The organism is Bacillus sp. FJAT-14266 (assembly GCF_001719225.1).
GTDB lineage: Bacteria > Bacillota > Bacilli > Bacillales > Bacillaceae > Bacillus > Bacillus subtilis.
Genome location: NZ_CP017072.1, coordinates 2,371,803 through 2,389,799 on the forward strand (window position 1 = coordinate 2,371,803; position 17,997 = coordinate 2,389,799).

The following is a 17,997-nucleotide window of genomic DNA, read 5'->3' on the forward strand; positions in this document are numbered from 1 at the left end:
CCTTTGATGATGATTGATCATTAATTGTTCTTCGGTTGATCTCCAGACAATAACATCATTAGTTTTTTCGAAAGCTCTTCAAAGCTGTATTGAGATCCTTTGTGTGAGTGTAAATGTTCTTATACAAATCAAATAGTGTTTTATATTTTTGAACATTTTGTGCCTTTGGATAAAATGCAGCAGCCTCACGAATGAACTGCTCTGCACATTCTTCAAGTGATTCAAACCAACCGCTTCCAAAGGCAGCCAGCATTGCAGCCCCCATAGCTGGCCCTTGTTCATTTTCTAACTTAATTACCCTCGTATTGAAAATATCAGCTTGCATTTGCAGCCACGTATCATTTTTAGCTCCCCCACCAATAGAAACAACAGTATGAACTGATTTTCCCGCTTCGCGGAATAGCTCAATTGATTCATGTAAAGAGAATGTGATACCTTCCATTATTGCCCTCAAAAAGTGCTTTCTATTGTGGGCTCCATCCATTCCGATCAAGCTTCCCCGAATAGAAGAATCAGCATGCGGCGTTCTTTCACCAACCAAATAAGGAGTGTATAGCAGTCCATTGGCTCCTATCGGAATAGCTTCCACCCCCTGCAATAATTGCTCAAACGATTCGTTTGGTGCAAACGTTCTTTTAAACCAGTCCAAGCTGTATCCTGCAGCGAGCGTGACGCCCATCGTATAAAAAGAATCCTTTTTTCCATGGTTAAAAAAGTGGACTTTCCCTTTAAAGTCTCTTTCTTTTTCTTCTTCGTAGGAAAGTATGACCCCTGAGGTCCCAATACTGCATAAAGTTTTTCCGGAAGAAAGGATACCTGCTCCAATAGCGCCGCAAGCATTATCTGCTCCCCCAGCGTACACTTTTGTTTTTTCTAATAGCCCGGTCTTCGCGGCAACGTGCGGAAGCAGCGATCCTACACAATCATGAGATTCAACAAGCGGAGGACAAATATCTGCAGAAATACCAATTTGATTGCAAATATCATTGCTCCACTCCTTGCGAGTAATATGTAAAAGTAAAGTTCCTGCTGCATCGGAGTATTCGGTGTGAATGGCACCGGTCATACGGAATCGCACGTAGTCTTTCGGAAGCAAAAACACAGCAGTTTTTTTAAAAAGTTCAGGTTCATGTTCCTTTACCCATAACATTTTAGGTAATGTAAACCCTTCTAAAACACGGTTTTTTGTGATGTCAAGAAGATGATCGCCAAATTTCTCGGTCATCCTTATACATTGAGGCGTTGTTCTAGTATCATTCCAAAGAATTGCATTACGTAACACCTGACAATCTTTATCAAGCAGTACTAATCCATGCATTTGTCCCGAATAGCTTATCCCGTCAATATCCTTGGCTTGAACATTGGATATAGAAACCAATTCAGCCAATGCTTCAATTGTTTGCTGCACCCAGTCTTCAGGATTTTGCTCACTATATCCCGCCTTCTCTTGGATGAGCGGATACCTTTTGGACGTTTCTGCACAAACCTTGCCGTTTTGGTTAACTAAAATGGTTTTAACAGCACTCGTTCCAAGATCTATTCCAATGACATACTTCATTTTTTCACTCCTTGCCCTTTTAAAAAACCATTCACTCTAAATAAATCCTAATTATAGAAGTTACCCGTCATAACAACAAGCAAAAGGAAAGGAATCATGACGGGTAATTCAGTGACTTGGTATTGATAGCAGGATCTGGAGCTTATCCTGTTATACTTCCAAGATGTATTGGTTCAATATCGCTTTTAATTTCTCCTGTCTTCCAGATTCATTTTTAATTAATTTATGATTTAGCGCATATTGCTCAAGTGTGTGGAAATTAGCTCTTCCTTCTATAATTTCAAGACCAATCCCTTCAGTAAAGCTGCGGTAACGATGTTGAATCACATCTTCAAACACACGATCTTCGATTAATTTGTGGGCAACTTTCAATCCTCTTGCAAATGCATCCATCCCTGCAATATGGGCATATATTAGATCATCAGGCTCAAAAGAAGATCTTCTGACCTTCGCGTCAAAGTTTAATCCGCCGCTTCCTAGGCCGCCATTTTGCAGGATTTCGTACATTGCTAATGTCGTAGAATATAAATCCGTCGGAAATTCATCCGTGTCCCAGCCTAAAAGAGGATGACCCTGGTTTGCGTCAACAGAGCCAAGCAGACCATGTACTCTTGCCATGCGCAATTCATGTTCGAATGTATGCCCGGCTAATGTGGCATGATTGGCTTCAAGATTTAATTTAAAATGATTGTCTAAGCCATATTGCTTCAAAAAGGCAATGGTTGTTGCTGCATCTGTATCGTATTGATGGGTGGTCGGCTCTTTTGGTTTTGGCTCAATCAAAAACTGCCCTGTGTACCCGATTTCCTTCGCATAATCCACTGCCATATGCATAAATCTAGCCAAATTATCAAGCTCAAATTTTAAATCGGTATTTAACAATGTTTCATATCCTTCACGGCCGCCCCAAAATACATAGTTCTCAGCGCCAAGCTCTTTTGCTGTTTCTAACCCTTTTTTCACTTGTGCTGCAGCATACGCAAACACATCTGCATTGCAAGAAGTCGCGGCACCATGGACGAAACGGGGATTCGTAAACATGTTTGCGGTATTCCATAATAGCTTAACGCCGCTATTTCTCATGTAATCTTTAATCATGCCCACGATCATATCTAAATTTTGGTTTGTCTCTTTTAGCGTACTGCCTTCTGGTGCAATATCCCGGTCATGAAAAGCAAAGAATGGTGCATCTATTTTTTCTAACATCTCAAATGCTGCTTCTACTCTCATCTTCGCTAGATCCATGCCTTTATAGTGATCCCATGGTCTTTGCATCGTAGCTGCTCCAAAAACGTCTGTACCATCAGCAGTAAATGTATGCCAATAGGCAATAGAAAATCGCAAATGCTCTTTCATCGTTTTTCCGCCGATTACTTCTTGAGGATTATAATATTTAAATGCTAAAGGATTAGTCGAATCTTTCCCTTCGTAAACCACTTTGTTTGCGCTTCCAAAATAGTTGGTTGAACTGGAATGAGATTGAGCCATGTGATTTCCCCCTTAAAAATAAATTCAAAACATGATCATTCAAATACAAATGCATTTTATTTCATATTGTAAGTTACCTATTAGTTTGTTGTTTAAACAAACTAACTTATTTTCATCTTATATAACCTCATCAGTATTTTCAATATTTTTTTTAGTTTTTTATGAACACATTAGATATAATAAAGGGAAGATTCGCTATGTACTATGTTCATACTTAATTTAAAGATTAAACAAATGGAGTGGATGAAGTGGATATCGCTGATCAAACCTTTGTCAAAAAAGTAAATCAAAAGTTATTATTAAAAGAAATTCTTAAAAATTCACCTATTTCAAGAGCAAAATTATCTGAAATGACTGGATTAAATAAATCAACTGTTTCATCACAGGTAAACACGTTAATGAAAGAAAATCTGGTATTTGAAATAGGTCAAGGACAATCAAGTGGCGGAAGAAGACCTGTCATGCTTGTTTTTAATAAAAAGGCAGGATACTCCGTAGGAATAGATGTTGGTGTGGATTATATCAATGGCATTTTAACAGACCTTGAAGGAACGATCGTTCTTGATCAATACTGCCATTTGGAATCCAATTCTCCAGAAATAACGAAAGACATTTTGATTGATATGATTCATCACTTTATTACGCATATGCCCCAATCTCCGTACGGGCTTATTGGTATAGGTATTTGCGTGCCTGGACTCATTGATAAAGATCAAAAAATTGTTTTCACTCCGAACTCCAACTGGAGAGATATTGACTTAAAATCTTCGATACAACAGAAGTACAATGTGCCTGTTTTTATTGAAAATGAGGCAAATGCTGGCGCATATGGAGAGAAAGTATTTGGAGCTGCAAAAAATCACGATAACATTATTTACGTAAGTATCAGCACAGGGATAGGGATCGGTGTTATTATCAACAATCATTTATATAGAGGAGTAAGCGGCTTCTCTGGAGAAATGGGACATATGACAATAGACTTTAATGGTCCTAAATGCAGTTGCGGAAACCGAGGCTGCTGGGAATTGTATGCTTCAGAGAAGGCTTTATTAAAATCTCTTCAGACTAAAGCGAAAAAACTGTCCTATCAAGATATCATAGACCTCGCCCATCTGAATGATATCGGAACCTTAAACGCATTACAGAATTTTGGATTCTATTTAGGAATAGGCCTTACCAATATTTTGAATACTTTCAACCCACAGGCCGTAATTTTAAGAAATAGCATAATTGAATCGCATCCTATGGTTTTAAATTCAATGAGAAGTGAAGTATCATCAAGGGTTTATTCCCAATTAGGCAATAGCTATGAATTATTGCCATCTTCCTTAGGACAGAATGCACCGGCATTAGGAATGTCCTCCATTGTGATTGATCATTTTCTGGACATGATTACAATGTAATTTTTTATGGAATGGACAGCTCATCTTTAAAGATGAGTTTTTTTATTCTAGGGGTATTTCTGAAGCAATAGTGACATAGGCACCTTCTCATATGAAAAAGGAGTTCTAAAATAGAAATCTCCTTTTTCATGTGCAAATTATTTTTCTTTATAACGAAAATATCTAAAGTCGGCCGGAATATGATTACCACTGGTATCTTGGCATTGCATCCCTACAAAGGCCCCTGTGAAGAATCCTCCCCCACGGATGTAATCATCTGATAATTTTTTCGATTCCAGTGCAATGTCAATTTTGTGCCAATCTTCTTTGTTAAAAGAATAGAAATAATAATATTTGTCCTTTTCAATATTTACTCTTAAATATACATACTTTACTTCACGAGGAATAACAATTTTATTGTGTAATGGCTGTGAAAAAGAAAAGTTGTCACATATTGTTAATTCAAGAATGCGGCCAAGTTCTTCATCATGCGTGACTTGAAGAGCCGTCCAGTTCTCTGTATTGTAGTAATTCACCAATCCAGCGGCTTGTTGAAAATTTTCCGGATAAAACTCAACAGCAGTTTCGGCTTCAAAATGGAGACTTTGCCAGCGTCTGGCTACAAATGCCTGAGTAAATGTCGAGGTCAATGATTCATGACCGAATAATCGTAAATGATTTGGCGCTTGAGTCAATGAACCTAATTCATTCGTGAATGGAATCCTTAAAGTTTGAAAATTTATATTTAATGTTGAATCTTCAAATTCATCAACTTCCGGGTACGTTGCTTCAAATATTGTTTCGGGTATAGAAGGTGCATCTACCTCCAAGCTTCCTTCTTTTCCACCTACTACATAGGGCCATTCATCTTTCCAGTAAAGTTTTTGAATAGCTGTTTCTCTGCCCAAAGGACAGTATCCTCTCTGCTGAAAAATTGAATCATCGTCAGGATGAATAGGACGTCCCGTTAAATGAGCTAAATACCACTCATCTGTATGTGTTTGAACAATGGATGCATGACCACATTTTTGCAATGGATTTCCTGGGTCATGCCATGACGTTAAGATTGGATTATCGGGATGAACTTCATATGGCCCCTCAATATTTGCAGAACGGGCAATTGTAGCAGCATGTTCGTACCGTGTTCCTCCTTCTGCAGTTAATAAATAATAATAGTTCCCGATATGATAAAGGTGCGGAGCTTCTGTCAGTTTTCTATCCGTTCCTTCAAATATAACTTTTGGTTTACCGATTAATTTTTGCTCTTTATCAGAATATTCCTGTATAACAATTCCTCCAAATGAGTGCCGATCAATACGGTGATCCCATAACATATTTAATAAATACTTTTTTCCATCCTTATCATGGAACAAAGAAGCATCAAATCCCGAGCTATTTAATGTAATCGGCTCACTCCAATCACCATTAATCGTTTCACAAGTAACTAAATAATTGTGACAATCTTTCCATGCACCATCTACTACCTTAACATCCGTATAGATAAGCCAAAACTTCCCATCACTATAGCTTAAACATGGTGCCCAAACCCCACCTGAATTTGGATTTCCTTTCATGTCTAATTGTGAAACTCTCTGTAATGGATGTGCAACTAAGTGCCAATTTACTAAATCTTTTGAGTGGTGTATCTGGACTCCCGGAAACCACTCAAATGTAGATACAGCGATATAATAATCCTCTCCTACCCTACAAATACTTGGATCGGGATTGAATCCTTTAAGTACTGGATTGGTAATCTTCATTTGGGACTCCTCCTCAGTTTATTTTCTTTTTTAAGCTTTGAAATCATCAATATGATCCAAATAAACTTTGTCTCTATTCTCTAATTCTCGAACCATGTTTTTATATTTTTTCTCATCTAAGTTATAGAAATTAATATCAATTAAAGCTAGAACCAGCAAGAACACGGGAATAATGGTTGTTGTAATTAAAATCCCCGTTAATGCCGCCGGGGTTTGTGCCTGATTTGCCACATATCCAAACTTATCAAGAACCAGACCCGGAACAACTCCTCCTAAGGCCATACCAAACTTAAAGAAAAATCCGATTATAGCGTAAATGAGCCCACCCATTCTTTTCCCAGTCCTGTACTCTCCATATTCTATTGTTTCAGGAATAAGCGCCCACATATATCCCCCGGCAGTGAGACTTCCAGCAGCAGCGATTAATCGACAGAAAAGTATGAGGTAAACATTACTTGGCGGAACAAACAGTAAAGCTAAGAGGCCGATAATATTCAGTAATAATGCATAGTTTAGTAATTTCTTTTTCCCCAAAAATTGATGAAGCCTTGGAATAAACGGTAAAATGACCAAAGCGGGCAAACTTCCTATCAAACCGTACCACTTCACCAAATCCTCTCTTTCTAAGTTATACGTTACGTAATAAATGCCAACCGAATTACTGATGGAATTCACTCCAAAAATAATAATAAAGAAAATACTTAATACAACAAGTGGACGATTAACACGAAACTGCTCAAATATATCCGTAAATTTAATTTTTTCTTCGGATTTTTGAAGAGTGACCCGCTCTTTTGTGCTTTTAAAACAAAAGATTAAAAGGCACCCGCCTATCATTCCCAAAATACCCATGGTTAGTTGCCAGCCAAGAGACTCGTTGCCGGAAGTATCGCTTAAATAAGCAGCCAGTAAGGGAACAAAAAATGCAACGACAAGTCCCCCAAGATTCGCAAATAACATGCGAACAGAAGTTATACTAACCACTTCTTGATTATTTCTAGTCATTGCAGAAGTTAACGCGCCATATGGAACGTTTATCGTTGTGTATGTAAGCGACAAGCCAACATAGGTTATATAGGCATATATTAATTTCCCCATATCCGTAAAGTCTGGTGTTGTAAAACAGAGTATTGCCAGTATGACAAATGGAAAAGCTCCGAATAAAAGATACGGTCTAAAACGTCCAAATCTGCTGTTCGTTCTGTCAACTATTGTTCCAATAAAAGGATCAGCGAGAGCGTCGATTATTCTAACCACTAAAAACATAGTACCGGCTGCTGCTGCCGATAAACCAAAAACATCTGTATAGAAGAACAAAAGATACGTAGACACTGTTGCATAAATTAAATTACAAGCAAAATCTCCAGACGCATATCCAACTTTTTCAACCATGCTAATCTTCTTTACATTTTCACTGAGCATGATTTCTCCCCTTTTCGATCCTTTAATATGGAACAGTGTGAAACGGTATAACAATTTCTCGAATTTACGGTCAGTAAACTTTTATAAAAGCGCTTTCAAAACAGTGCGAAAAAATATGGTGATCAGCAAGCAGAAAATTCATCTTTTTTCGTCATACCTTATATACCTGGAAAAGGATAAAAGCCTCATTCTTTCGTTTCTTATATTGTTTAGCTCCATTAAATCGATCCTCTTATCCCCCTTCCATCCATATTCAGTAAGACCTTATCTTGTGGACAATGAAATTTTATCTTATTAGTTTGTTGATCGAACAAACTAACTTGATTTAATATTATAAAATCCTTTCAACTTTTTCAACATCTTTTTCAGATAGTTTAAACAGAATGAATTAAATATTGATTTTTGACTGTTTCGTTATATTCAGTGTCTCAAATATTTGCGAATGTCATGTATCAGTTAACGACGATCAGTCCGAAAACAGATTCTTGTGTAAACACATGACAAAGATGATCTATGCGAAATAAAGAATTGGTTAGTGGTAAGTTGCATTTAAGAGTTTGATAAAGGTGATCACAGGATGTATGGAGACTGTTAGCCTAGATTTATGCTGATGGCAAGCCCGGTCATGAATTGAAAGAACAGGAATGGCCAGAATAGTTTATGTTATAAGTCCAACCCTACATACATATATCAATACAGGAAAGATAAATAAGAAGCAAAAATTGAAAAGCTTTCAACCGGAGTAGAAATGGCTTTTTGACTGTCTGAGGATTAATGGTTGTGTTAAACACTATGATTTATCCTTTCAAACTTATTTTAATCTTAAAAATTTTAATTGAGACTGGAAACAAAAGAGAATACAGAAATTAATTCCGTATTAATTTATTCAATATGTTAATTTTACTTTGGTCTTTATGATTCTTCTTCCTTCTTCTATAACCATCTAATAAAGACTTTTTATAAACCTTGAGGTAATCATCAATCGTTAGCAAATGATATTTCGCTCCGCCATCTTCAAAAACCTCTAGATTATTATAGTCTACATCTGCAAATGGTTTTAAATCCTCAATGTAAGCAATGCCTATTTTTGTATTAGTTTTCTTAAATTCATGCTCATGTAAATCAACCATTTTGTATCCATGCAGTTCCATCACTTTTTTTAGTTTTTCCCACTTTTCCTCTAAAAAAATTAAAGGAATAAGGATATCAATATCTTCTGGGGAAAAGTCTAACCCAGTTACCTTTTCAAGACCTAAAGATCCATATAATAATGGAATGATGTCTAACTCTTTATTAAACGTTTTAGCTATATTGATAAATTCATTATACAATTTCATTTTACATCCCCATTATTTGGTGATTAATTATTAAGATTCAACTAGTTCTTGAATTTTCATAAGTCCTTCAATACTTTCATGTGGTATATATCTCAAAGGGTTATTTTTTCAAACATCCTGAAAGTCATCTGTACAATATCTAAAAAGCCTTGAAAACTGAATTAAAGAAAAACATCAAAATGATAATGGCTAGCACAACAACAATTTCAAAAGTATGTGAACTGCCATCTTCTTTTTCTCGTTCTTTCTTCTCCCTCATTTGTTCCCTATATTTTCTTTGTATTTCATCCTTTTTCCTATCCACCTTACTCGACCCCTTTCAACATAAAGTAAAGCCAAGCAATTCTGAAATTTCCCATCCCTTTCTGTTGACACTTAATTTAATCCAATCCCCATCATCAGCATATGTTTTTTTGAAATGGACAACTAATTGAATCATTCATTTCTCAGCCCGACCTTTAGAATCCTTCCCTAATTACGTAAAACCATTTTAGCTGTTGTCCCATGGCTTGTCGAACTGAACTAGAGCCATATAAAACTTAGATTTTTTCAGTTTCTATTAAAAAAGAGTATTACATGTACTTATACTCTTCTACCCAGTCGTGATATTTTTCATAAAGGTGACGTATTCGTTTGAAATCAAGAGCTATGACTTCACATCCGCGATCATCATAGATAAAGAAAATAATGTCTTTTGTAATGTTCACAAAGAAAACATCAGGGTAATCAATAGAGTAACCTCCGAATTTCGGTTTTAATGGAAAATCCTCGTTACTGGCTGCTTTAAGTAATTCAGTTACACGTAAGTCTCGAGGTTTGCATAACAAGGAAAATTGTTGCATCTCGTATTCTTCAGCTTTATTGATTTCGAAAGGGTAGGGATATGTCTTCACCAGAATTTGATTCAAATGATTTTTACACTTTAGAAACGGTTGATAGACCTTTAATTTTCTTATACATTTCTCTTTCTTGTGCTTATACATATTCGTCACAAGAAATATGTCATCGTTTTGTTCAAATAATTCATTAAAAATGATTGTTATTTGCTCATATACAACTTGGAACCTCTTAAGATTCAATTCTTCTTTCTCTTTGAGTTGATAGATATTTTCCCCAAGACAAAAATGGATTCCTATGCCCCATTGATTATAGATGCTAGGAATGAATTCGAGGTTTTGAAACCTTTCCTCCATATACTTCATTATCTTCATTTAGACATTCTCACTTTAGGAATATGATCTTTTTGGAATATCAACAACTCATGCAGTTCGATGTTTTGATAGGGCCAGACTTTATCAAACAGCTCTCTCGGATACCGCTCCATTTCGTTATTATATAGCTTTCTGACAGTTGGATACTCATGATCAATATCTCTGGAAAGTTTCCGGATACTGATCTTTCTTTGGTCTATAATCGTTTTTAACTTTGATTTAATCATATTCTCACCTTTTAGTTATTTTTGATCACTTAAAATGATCATTAAGTTTATAATGGATCCTTGACCTCGCTGAATTTAATAATCCCGCTCTTCATGTTCAAATCCATAAGTACCTTTTATCCACACATCGCCGTAGCCTGGACTTTTTGTTATTTCCAACTGATCACCTTCTACTCGGTCTGCTGCACTGTAGTCCAAATAACTTCCTGTGAATTCTTTCTCGCTCCTTGATAATATCCATCAGTTAGAGCTATTCTGCTAAGTTTCATATTTAGAGTACAGTCTTTATTATTGTGTATTGTGAATTTATAACCAAGTGAGGTCAAAATTCCGGTCGATCAAAACAAAGTCTACATTTGTTTAATCCACCGTTAGCTTTGCTTCAGCATTCGGAAGAGTAAAACTTGAGACTAAGCCTAAGCAAACCAAAGTTAAACGATTAACCCTTTTCATCCCTCTCTCCCTTACCCATTTATGGCATAATTCGGTAAATAAAAGGGCTTTTTGACCGTGCATAAGGAAAAGGATTGTGATGATTTAAGCTACGCTGCTACCCTCCCAATGTTTTGCAGGAAAACCGAGTCCCAGATCCAAAATATTACGGCAAATGAGACGCTAAACAAGTAAATTTCATATCCCATCAGAAAGTTTAAGGTGTTTTTTGGATCAGTAATGAAAGCGAAGAATAACCATACTAAGAAGGAAAAGAATATGTATATGAGTAAATATTTCGTGTTAAACCTTTTTGGATTGCGATTTAAGAAATATTGAACAGGTACAGCAAAGATTAAATAAAAGATAAAGAGAAGAACACTTATTAGGAAGTATGGTATGTAGCCGTCATAACCAATGCCAAAAACATAAACAACAGCAGCTGATAACGCGGACAAGACATGAACAAATATGATCCTTAAAACTTGCATGTTTATAACCTCTTTCTTAATGAATGCTTCTTCAACATTGTCTAGATCCTCCTTAAAACTACTGTTCTACTTAGAAATTAAACATCTTGGTCGCATTTCTCATTCTTCCGCCATTGAATAGTATTTCGGCGAGTTATTGCAACAGATATTAATAGTAGAGTACCGACAATAAGCAACATAAAAAAGATCACAAACAGCGAACCTGTTCCCGGAACAATTTCTTCATAGGTAATAAAGCGCTCCTTCCCCTGCAGGACGAAGAACCGAGAATTTTCAAGAAAGGATAGATGAAAAGCGATAGACGTCCATAAGCTTCCTGTTACAATACGCAGGAGTTGAAGGATGAATCCAAAACCCAACAATAAAACAATGTAATCTAATGTGATAGCAGATGATTCAATTCCAACTATATATTGCAAGCCACTTACAGTTATTGGTGCAAGCACAAACAGGATCGGCTGTAGGAGTAAGGCCATAAAACAGTTCCAACGCTTATTTAGAGCATAGTACACCGTCCCCCGAAAAGTTAATTCCTCTGGAAAAGCTTCATAAAAGAAAGCGATAATCATATTTAAGAGCAATGCTGTCACTAAATGGACAGAGAAGTGAAATTGTGTAACTTTGATCCAGCCTAATAAATGGGCGATAGCGAAACCAGACCCGGATAGTACAATCACATATATTGCTCCTATTATGGCTTTCGGAATGGCTTGCCGCCACCCAGACAGTCCTATAGAATAAAAGGGTCTACTAGACATCCGTTTAAGAAGAATGTAGAGCAACGGGACAGTTATTAATGTGACTAAACCTGCTTGGATGCCTTGCTTCAAAAGCTTGGAAGCTCCTGCTTGGCTAGCCATTGAACCGACTAAAGTAGCAAAAAACAAAGCAAATACGAATGTTCCCCAACTGAGCAAGACAGTTCCTAACCATTTATGATGATTGTCTTGTTTTCCGCTTTTGGTGAGATGAATTTGCATTTGGATACCCCTCTCACATCATTCATATTAAGCACTATAAGCCCTACTATCACTATACGTTCTATAGCTGTTATGGTTTCAAATTCCTGCATTCCCCCTCTTACAATTCCACTCTTCCTCTAAAATAGCGTAATAATATTCATCCCACCATTCATTGCCTTTCGGAATACATTTTTTAAAAAATCCTTCTCTTCTCATTCCGATCTTCTCCATAACTCGGTATGAAGGAATATTCTCAGGTTGACACGTAGCTATAATCCTATGTAAGTTCATTTCTTTAAATCCATATTCCAAGATAGCTTGGGCTGCCTCAGAAGCATACCCTTTATTTTGATAATTGGGATTAAACACCCACCCAATTTCATATGTATGTTCACCAAAATACTTATAAAAAACAATATGGCCTATAAGACAGTCTTCATCTCTTAGTATGACAGGGTATTTTTCAGCGTTATCACCTTTGTTTTTATTTACAAATGCCTTTGCATCTTCTTCAGTAAAAACCCCTTCAGGTATATACTTCATTACATTACTATCAGATGTATACTCATATACAGCCTGCCAATCTTTGAATTCAAATTCACGTATCAATAACCTTTTTGTTGTGATATGCATTAAAGTAACTCCCCTCTAATATACTTAATCTTTATTTCAATATGAAGACAACAATAACCTCTTTAAAACTATTCTTATTCAACAATATTGCCTCTTGCTAGAACAACTCAAGGATTTCTGACTGTGAACAAGCAATGGAATATGATTCTCAAAAATAATTCCCTTACCCTTCTCATAATTTGCAGGAGGCTTTTTTGTTTTTTAAGATAACATTAATCTTCCTTATTCATTTAAATATGATAAAATATTACACATTTAATATAGAGGGCTTGTGTTGGAGCAAATGATCTCTTTTTCTAAAGTCGGAGTAAAAATATTGGATATTTTATTGAGAAAGGCTCATTTGAAGTTGCAAGTAGAGGTCACACTTCTTAAATATGTATTATCCCCCTCAAAAGTTTTTTTTGGGGGATTTTTATGATTTGTGTCCTCCAGTAAGCTTTACCGGCTTATAAGAGACTTAAATGAAGCACTTAAATTGATTAACCATTTTAAGAATTAAACATTTCTCAAAAACAGATTTTATTTGTGGATTTACGACGCATCTCAAATAGTCTCGATAGCAATTCTTTGTTAAATTCAAGTGCCTCATAGACTAGAAGATCCATCTCTTCAATATGTTGCTCATCTAAGGATGGTTTTTCAATTTCTGATACTTCAATCAAATCTTATTTAAACTACGTTAAATGTTCTGGAAACATCATTGATGTCCATTTCATTAAATTATGTTGTCTCATTGTTTATATGTACACGATGATTCTTTCTAAAGTAGTACTCAACTAGTTTCAGTTACAAAAAACATTCTATAAATCATAATTGATCCCTTTAAAGTCACGAAACCTATATAAAAATTTCTATCTGACCGATATTTCGTCCTTCTCCCCTGCTATAAACGTATTAAATAAAATAATACCCTCATCGGTATTCTCCTTTAAATATATAACTCCTAATTCACCATTTAATACAGAAAGAATTAAATATAACTTTCATACAAACTGGTTAAGGCAACTTCTCATCCCTATTCCCCTGAATTCCCCAACCTTGTTGATCCCCTTAAGGGAAAACTAAATGTAAAACAAATTCATCGACTTTTTCTTTAAAAAACCATTCACATTTTTACGTTTAAGCAGCATTCTCCTTTTTACAGGAAAGAATCATTCCGTCTGAACATTACGATATACATATAGTATCCGAATGATATGGCGAAGGGCGGAGGTTATAGTGAAAACGAGTATTATTGTTCTGACTTATAATCAATTAGCTTTAACAAAACAATGCTTGGAGAGCATATGGAAGCATACGAATAATGACTGTATAGAAGTAATTGTTATAGATAACGGCTCTCATGACGGTACACGTGACTACCTCAAACAGATAACTTTAATTAAGGCGATTTTTAATAAAACGAACGAAGGTTTCGCAAAAGCCTGTAATCAGGGTCTTGAAGTTGCCTCAGGGGACAATATTCTTTTTTTAAACAATGATACTGTTGTAACAAATCAATGGCTGGAGCCAATGATCAAGCTGCTTTATCAGGATGATAAAATCGGCATGGTCGGGCCTGTAAGCAATTATGTCAGCGGTCCGCAGCAAGTTCCCGTTAACTACACAAACGTTGAAGAAATTGAAGATTTTTCTCGTCTTTACTGTTTGCAGCAGCGAGGCAGGTCAAAAGCTGTATTGAGACTGGTCGGATTTTGCCTGCTTGTCAAAAAGAAGGTGTTGGATCAAGTCGGCGGTTTTGATGAACGTTTTGTAGGCGGTTCATTTGAGGATGATGATTTAAGCCTCCGCGTACTGCAAGCGGGGTATCAGCTAAAAATCGCTCTTGATTCGTTTGTCCACCATCACGGTCATGCAACGTTTACAGGCAATCCAGATTTAAGCATCAGTCAATTATATGAAGAAAACCGGCAACGCTTCATCGATAAATGGAAGGTGGATGTAACAACATTCTTTGACTCCCAGCCCCAGCTGACAGCACTTGTGCCAGCGGAAGCCGACTCTATCTTACATGTCGGTTGCGGCACGGGAGCTGCGGGGACAGAGCTTTTGAACCGGCAATCCTGTTTATTGTATGGGATTGAAATGGATGAGTTATTACAGACCATTGCAAGCCCCTATTACGAACAAGTCATTTCGGCAGATGTGGAAACATGCGACCTCCCTTACCCTGAGTCCTTTTTCGATGTCATTTTGATCGGTGACCTTTTAAACTGCTCAAAAAATCCCAGACATACAATTGAGACTCTTGCCGTTTATCTAAAGCCTTCTGGCTCGCTGATTTGCAGCATCCCAAATACTGCCTATGCAGATACATTTTTCTCTTTATTATGTGGTGCATCGACGTACACACATTTCATCACACCTCGCAACGTAAATACCCTATTTCCTGAATATCTTTATGACATAAAATCCATCACCTCCCATTCCTCCGATACTGAATCAAACATACAGCTCTTTTTACAAGAACTTCAATTCCTTGCCGGGCAATTTGGTTTGTCTTTGGATCACTTGTCAAAACATGCCCATATTGATTACATGTTTGTCCATGCCATAAAGAAAAAACAGAATAAAACGGAGGTGGCGATGTGATTTCAATCAGTTTATGCATGATTGTAAAAAATGAAGAGGCTGTTATTGGCCGATGCTTAGATTCTGTGCAGGAGATAGCTGATGAGATCAATATTGTGGATACCGGGTCAGTTGACAAGACGAAAGACATTGCTGCTCGCTATACAGACCGAATCTTTGATTTTAAATGGATTGACGATTTTGCGGCAGCCCGAAATTTTTCGTTTCAGCAGGCGACATCCGACTATATCTTATGGCTTGACGCGGACGACGTGTTTACCAAGAAAGATCAAGAGCTGTTATTGGATATAAAAAGAACGCTTGATCCGGATATAGACGCGGTCTCAATGAAATACCATTTGGCTTTTGATGAAGAAAATAACGTCACATCCAGCTTAAGGAGATACCGGCTCGTAAAACGGGAAAAGAGCTTTAAATGGATCGGCGCGGTTCATGAATACCTAGAAGTATATGGGAAACTTCACCACAGTGATGCAGCGGTTTCTCACCTGCCACTTAGTCATGACGCAGATCGCAACCTCCGAATTTATGAAAAAATGGCCTCGTCAGGAAAGGATTTTTCTCCAAGAGATTTATTTTACTATGCGAACGAATTGTGTGATCACGGAAAAATGGAGCAAGCGATTGAGTACTATTTACGTTTTTTACAAACGAAGCAGGGATGGGTCGAGGATAATATCAGAGCGTGCAATAAATTAGCAGACTGCTACCATTCACTGGGGCTGAAGGAAAAAGAATTAAGCTGGGTGCTCCACACGCTCGTCTATGGACCGCCTAGAGCAGAAACCTGCTGCAGGCTGGGATACTCTTTTTTAGAAAAAAACGATTTTCAGAGTGCGGTCTATTGGTATGAAAAAGCAATAGAAAACAAAGGAGCAGAAAACCTGGCTTTTCAAAACCGCGCCTGCGCGACCTGGCTTCCCCACCTGCAATTAGCCGTCTGCTACGATAAACTCGGCCAGCATCAGCTTGCCTATCAGCATAATGAATCGGCATTGCAATACCGTCCCCATGATTCAAGAATGCTAGCTAACAAAAAATATTTTGAAGATATTCTAAAGATGCAGACCGGCTCCGGGGGTGAACATCATGGAAATCAATAAAAATTCACTTGCTGATTCTATGAAAGAGTATGAGCTAAAAGATAAAGAGTATTACAAAGGCATCAACTGGCAGCTATTTGATCTGATAGAACCGCATGCGAAAACCATTCTTGAAGTCGGATGTGCTGAAGGCTTGTTTGGCGCAGCTGTGAAGGAAAAAACGAATTGCTCCTATTATGGGATCGAGTCTTATCCACCAGCTGCCGAAAAAGCAACACATTATATTGACGAAGTAATAACGGGAGACATTGAAACACTGAAGCTGCCTTTTCAAAAAAACACATTTGATCACATTATCTTCGGTGATGTTCTGGAGCACTTAATAGACCCGTGGGCAGTTTTAGGTAACATCAAGCCTTATGTAAAAGAAACAGGGAGTATCTTGGCAAGCATCCCGAATATCGGACATATCTCGATTTTCGAAAGTCTGCTGTCCGGCAAATGGACGTATATACAGGCAGGGCTGCTCGATAAAACACACTTCCGTTTTTTCACCTTGGAGGAAATGAAAAAGATGTTTCATGAAACAGGCTACAAGATCATCCAAATCGAGCCTATTGTTTTTACGACTCATTATTATGAAAAAATGATCAGCAAACTTGCTTATGTCAGATCATGCATGGGAATTCACCATGCAGATCTTGAGGAGGAGGCCAGAGCCTATCAATATGTCATAAAGGCAGAGAAAAGATGAATCAGCATACAAACGAAAATTCAATTAGCTTTATTACATGTGTGAATGACGATACCCTTTATGATCTCTGTCTAAGACATCTTCAGTCTCTTTCTGTACCGCCGCATATGAAGGTAGAATTAATCAATATCCGAGACGCAGACAGTATGGCGTCCGGCTACCAGGCGGCAATGGAGGACTCTGACTCAAAATATAAAGTGTATTTACATCAGGACACATTTATCATCAATCGTTCCTTTATTTATGATATTCTCCATGTCTTTCAGCACAATGATCAGCTTGGCATGATAGGCGTTATAGGAGCTGAAGAAGTGCCGCAAAGCGGGATTTGGTGGGAGGCTTCTAAAAAAGCCGGAAAAGTCATTGAATACCGCAGCACGTACAACTATTTATTATTTGATGAAATTGATGAAACTGTGAAAGCAGTTCAAGCATTAGACGGTTTATTACTGGCGACTCAGTACGATGTTCCATGGCGAAAAGATATTTTTAACGGATGGCATTTATATGATACTTCTCAATGTTTTGAGTTCAGAAAAAAAGGATATATAGTGGGCATCCCTCATCAGAAAGAGCCTTGGGTCTTACATGCATGCGGCAACGAGTTTGATACAGACCAGTATTCTTATTACCTTAAAAAATTTTTGGAGGAATATTCCGAGACATGATAAGGTTTCAATACCGCGATAAAGAAACCTACTG

The 17,997-nt window shown here is 37.2% G+C and carries 16 protein-coding genes and 1 pseudogene; 5 read left to right on the plus strand and 12 right to left on the minus strand.

The features are described 5' to 3' along the window. Positions 1-58 precede the first annotated feature (58 nt). Both xylB and xylA read right to left on the minus strand, forming a co-directional pair. Entirely contained in the window at positions 59-1,558 is a 1,500-nt protein-coding gene (gene xylB / locus BGM23_RS12530; RefSeq protein ID WP_015713985.1) for a xylulokinase, read from the minus strand. 150 nt (positions 1,559-1,708) lie between these two features. Continuing rightward, positions 1,709-3,046 (minus strand): xylose isomerase, encoded by a 1,338-nt coding sequence (gene xylA / locus BGM23_RS12535; RefSeq protein ID WP_015713984.1) that lies wholly within the window; start codon positions 3,044-3,046, stop codon positions 1,709-1,711. Between the two features lie 248 nt (positions 3,047-3,294). On the opposite strand from xylA, the gene xylR reads away from it, so the two are divergent. Then, positions 3,295-4,449 (plus strand): transcriptional repressor XylR, encoded by a 1,155-nt coding sequence (gene xylR, locus BGM23_RS12540; protein WP_015713983.1) that lies wholly within the window; start codon positions 3,295-3,297, stop codon positions 4,447-4,449. A 137-nt stretch (positions 4,450-4,586) separates the two neighbouring features. On the opposite strand, the gene xynB is transcribed toward xylR, so the two are convergent. From xynB to BGM23_RS12590, 10 genes and pseudogenes are all read right to left on the minus strand, one after another. Continuing rightward, complete coding sequence (gene xynB / locus BGM23_RS12545; RefSeq protein ID WP_015713982.1) at positions 4,587-6,188, minus strand: xylan 1,4-beta-xylosidase; 1,602 nt, start codon at positions 6,186-6,188, stop codon at positions 4,587-4,589. Positions 6,189-6,218: 30 nt separating this feature from the next. Further along, complete coding sequence (locus tag BGM23_RS12550; protein ID WP_046663188.1) at positions 6,219-7,610, minus strand: MFS transporter; 1,392 nt, start codon at positions 7,608-7,610, stop codon at positions 6,219-6,221. A gap of 866 nt (positions 7,611-8,476) precedes the next feature. Further along, positions 8,477-8,947 (minus strand): hypothetical protein, encoded by a 471-nt coding sequence (locus BGM23_RS12555; protein WP_042975853.1) that lies wholly within the window; start codon positions 8,945-8,947, stop codon positions 8,477-8,479. Between the two features lie 139 nt (positions 8,948-9,086). Beyond that, positions 9,087-9,251: a hypothetical protein gene (locus BGM23_RS12560; RefSeq protein ID WP_003245467.1), complete on the minus strand. Its 165-nt coding sequence runs from the start codon at positions 9,249-9,251 to the stop codon at positions 9,087-9,089. A 268-nt stretch (positions 9,252-9,519) separates the two neighbouring features. Continuing rightward, entirely contained in the window at positions 9,520-10,158 is a 639-nt protein-coding gene (locus BGM23_RS12565; RefSeq protein WP_046663177.1) for a DUF3885 domain-containing protein, read from the minus strand. Further along, positions 10,155-10,385 carry a helix-turn-helix domain-containing protein gene (locus BGM23_RS12570; RefSeq protein WP_003231687.1) on the minus strand — a complete coding sequence of 77 codons (231 nt, stop codon included), beginning with the start codon at positions 10,383-10,385 and terminating at the stop codon, positions 10,155-10,157. Before BGM23_RS12570 ends, BGM23_RS12565 begins: the two co-directional genes overlap by 4 nt. Positions 10,386-10,927: 542 nt before the next feature. After that, on the minus strand, positions 10,928-11,308 hold the full coding sequence (locus tag BGM23_RS12575; protein ID WP_046663173.1) for a UPF0715 family protein: 381 nt from the start codon (positions 11,306-11,308) through the stop codon (positions 10,928-10,930). Between the two features lie 77 nt (positions 11,309-11,385). Beyond that, complete coding sequence (locus BGM23_RS12580; protein ID WP_046663171.1) at positions 11,386-12,288, minus strand: CPBP family intramembrane glutamic endopeptidase; 903 nt, start codon at positions 12,286-12,288, stop codon at positions 11,386-11,388. A 78-nt stretch (positions 12,289-12,366) separates the two neighbouring features. Next, complete coding sequence (locus BGM23_RS12585) at positions 12,367-12,903, minus strand: GNAT family N-acetyltransferase (protein ID WP_046663169.1); 537 nt, start codon at positions 12,901-12,903, stop codon at positions 12,367-12,369. A 548-nt stretch (positions 12,904-13,451) separates the two neighbouring features. Further along, positions 13,452-13,568, minus strand: a pseudogene (locus tag BGM23_RS12590) (YolD-like family protein); the annotation flags it as partial. A 529-nt stretch (positions 13,569-14,097) separates the two neighbouring features. Between BGM23_RS12590 and BGM23_RS12595 the strand changes: the two are divergent. Genes BGM23_RS12595 through BGM23_RS12610 form a run of 4 tightly spaced genes read left to right on the plus strand, consistent with a single transcriptional unit; the run spans position 14,098 to position 17,963 of the window. After that, positions 14,098-15,498, plus strand: coding sequence for a glycosyltransferase (locus tag BGM23_RS12595; protein ID WP_046663166.1), 1,401 nt, complete (start codon positions 14,098-14,100; stop codon positions 15,496-15,498). Then, positions 15,495-16,601: a tetratricopeptide repeat-containing glycosyltransferase family 2 protein gene (locus tag BGM23_RS12600; RefSeq protein ID WP_046663163.1), complete on the plus strand. Its 1,107-nt coding sequence runs from the start codon at positions 15,495-15,497 to the stop codon at positions 16,599-16,601. The genes BGM23_RS12595 and BGM23_RS12600 overlap by 4 nt, the downstream gene beginning before the upstream one ends. Then, a complete protein-coding gene (locus tag BGM23_RS12605; protein WP_029726888.1) occupies positions 16,588-17,295 on the plus strand; it encodes a class I SAM-dependent methyltransferase in 708 nt (235 codons plus the stop codon). The genes BGM23_RS12600 and BGM23_RS12605 overlap by 14 nt, the downstream gene beginning before the upstream one ends. Next, positions 17,292-17,963, plus strand: coding sequence for a glycosyltransferase family protein (locus tag BGM23_RS12610; protein WP_029726887.1), 672 nt, complete (start codon positions 17,292-17,294; stop codon positions 17,961-17,963). The genes BGM23_RS12605 and BGM23_RS12610 overlap by 4 nt, the downstream gene beginning before the upstream one ends. Positions 17,964-17,997: the final 34 nt, after the last annotated feature.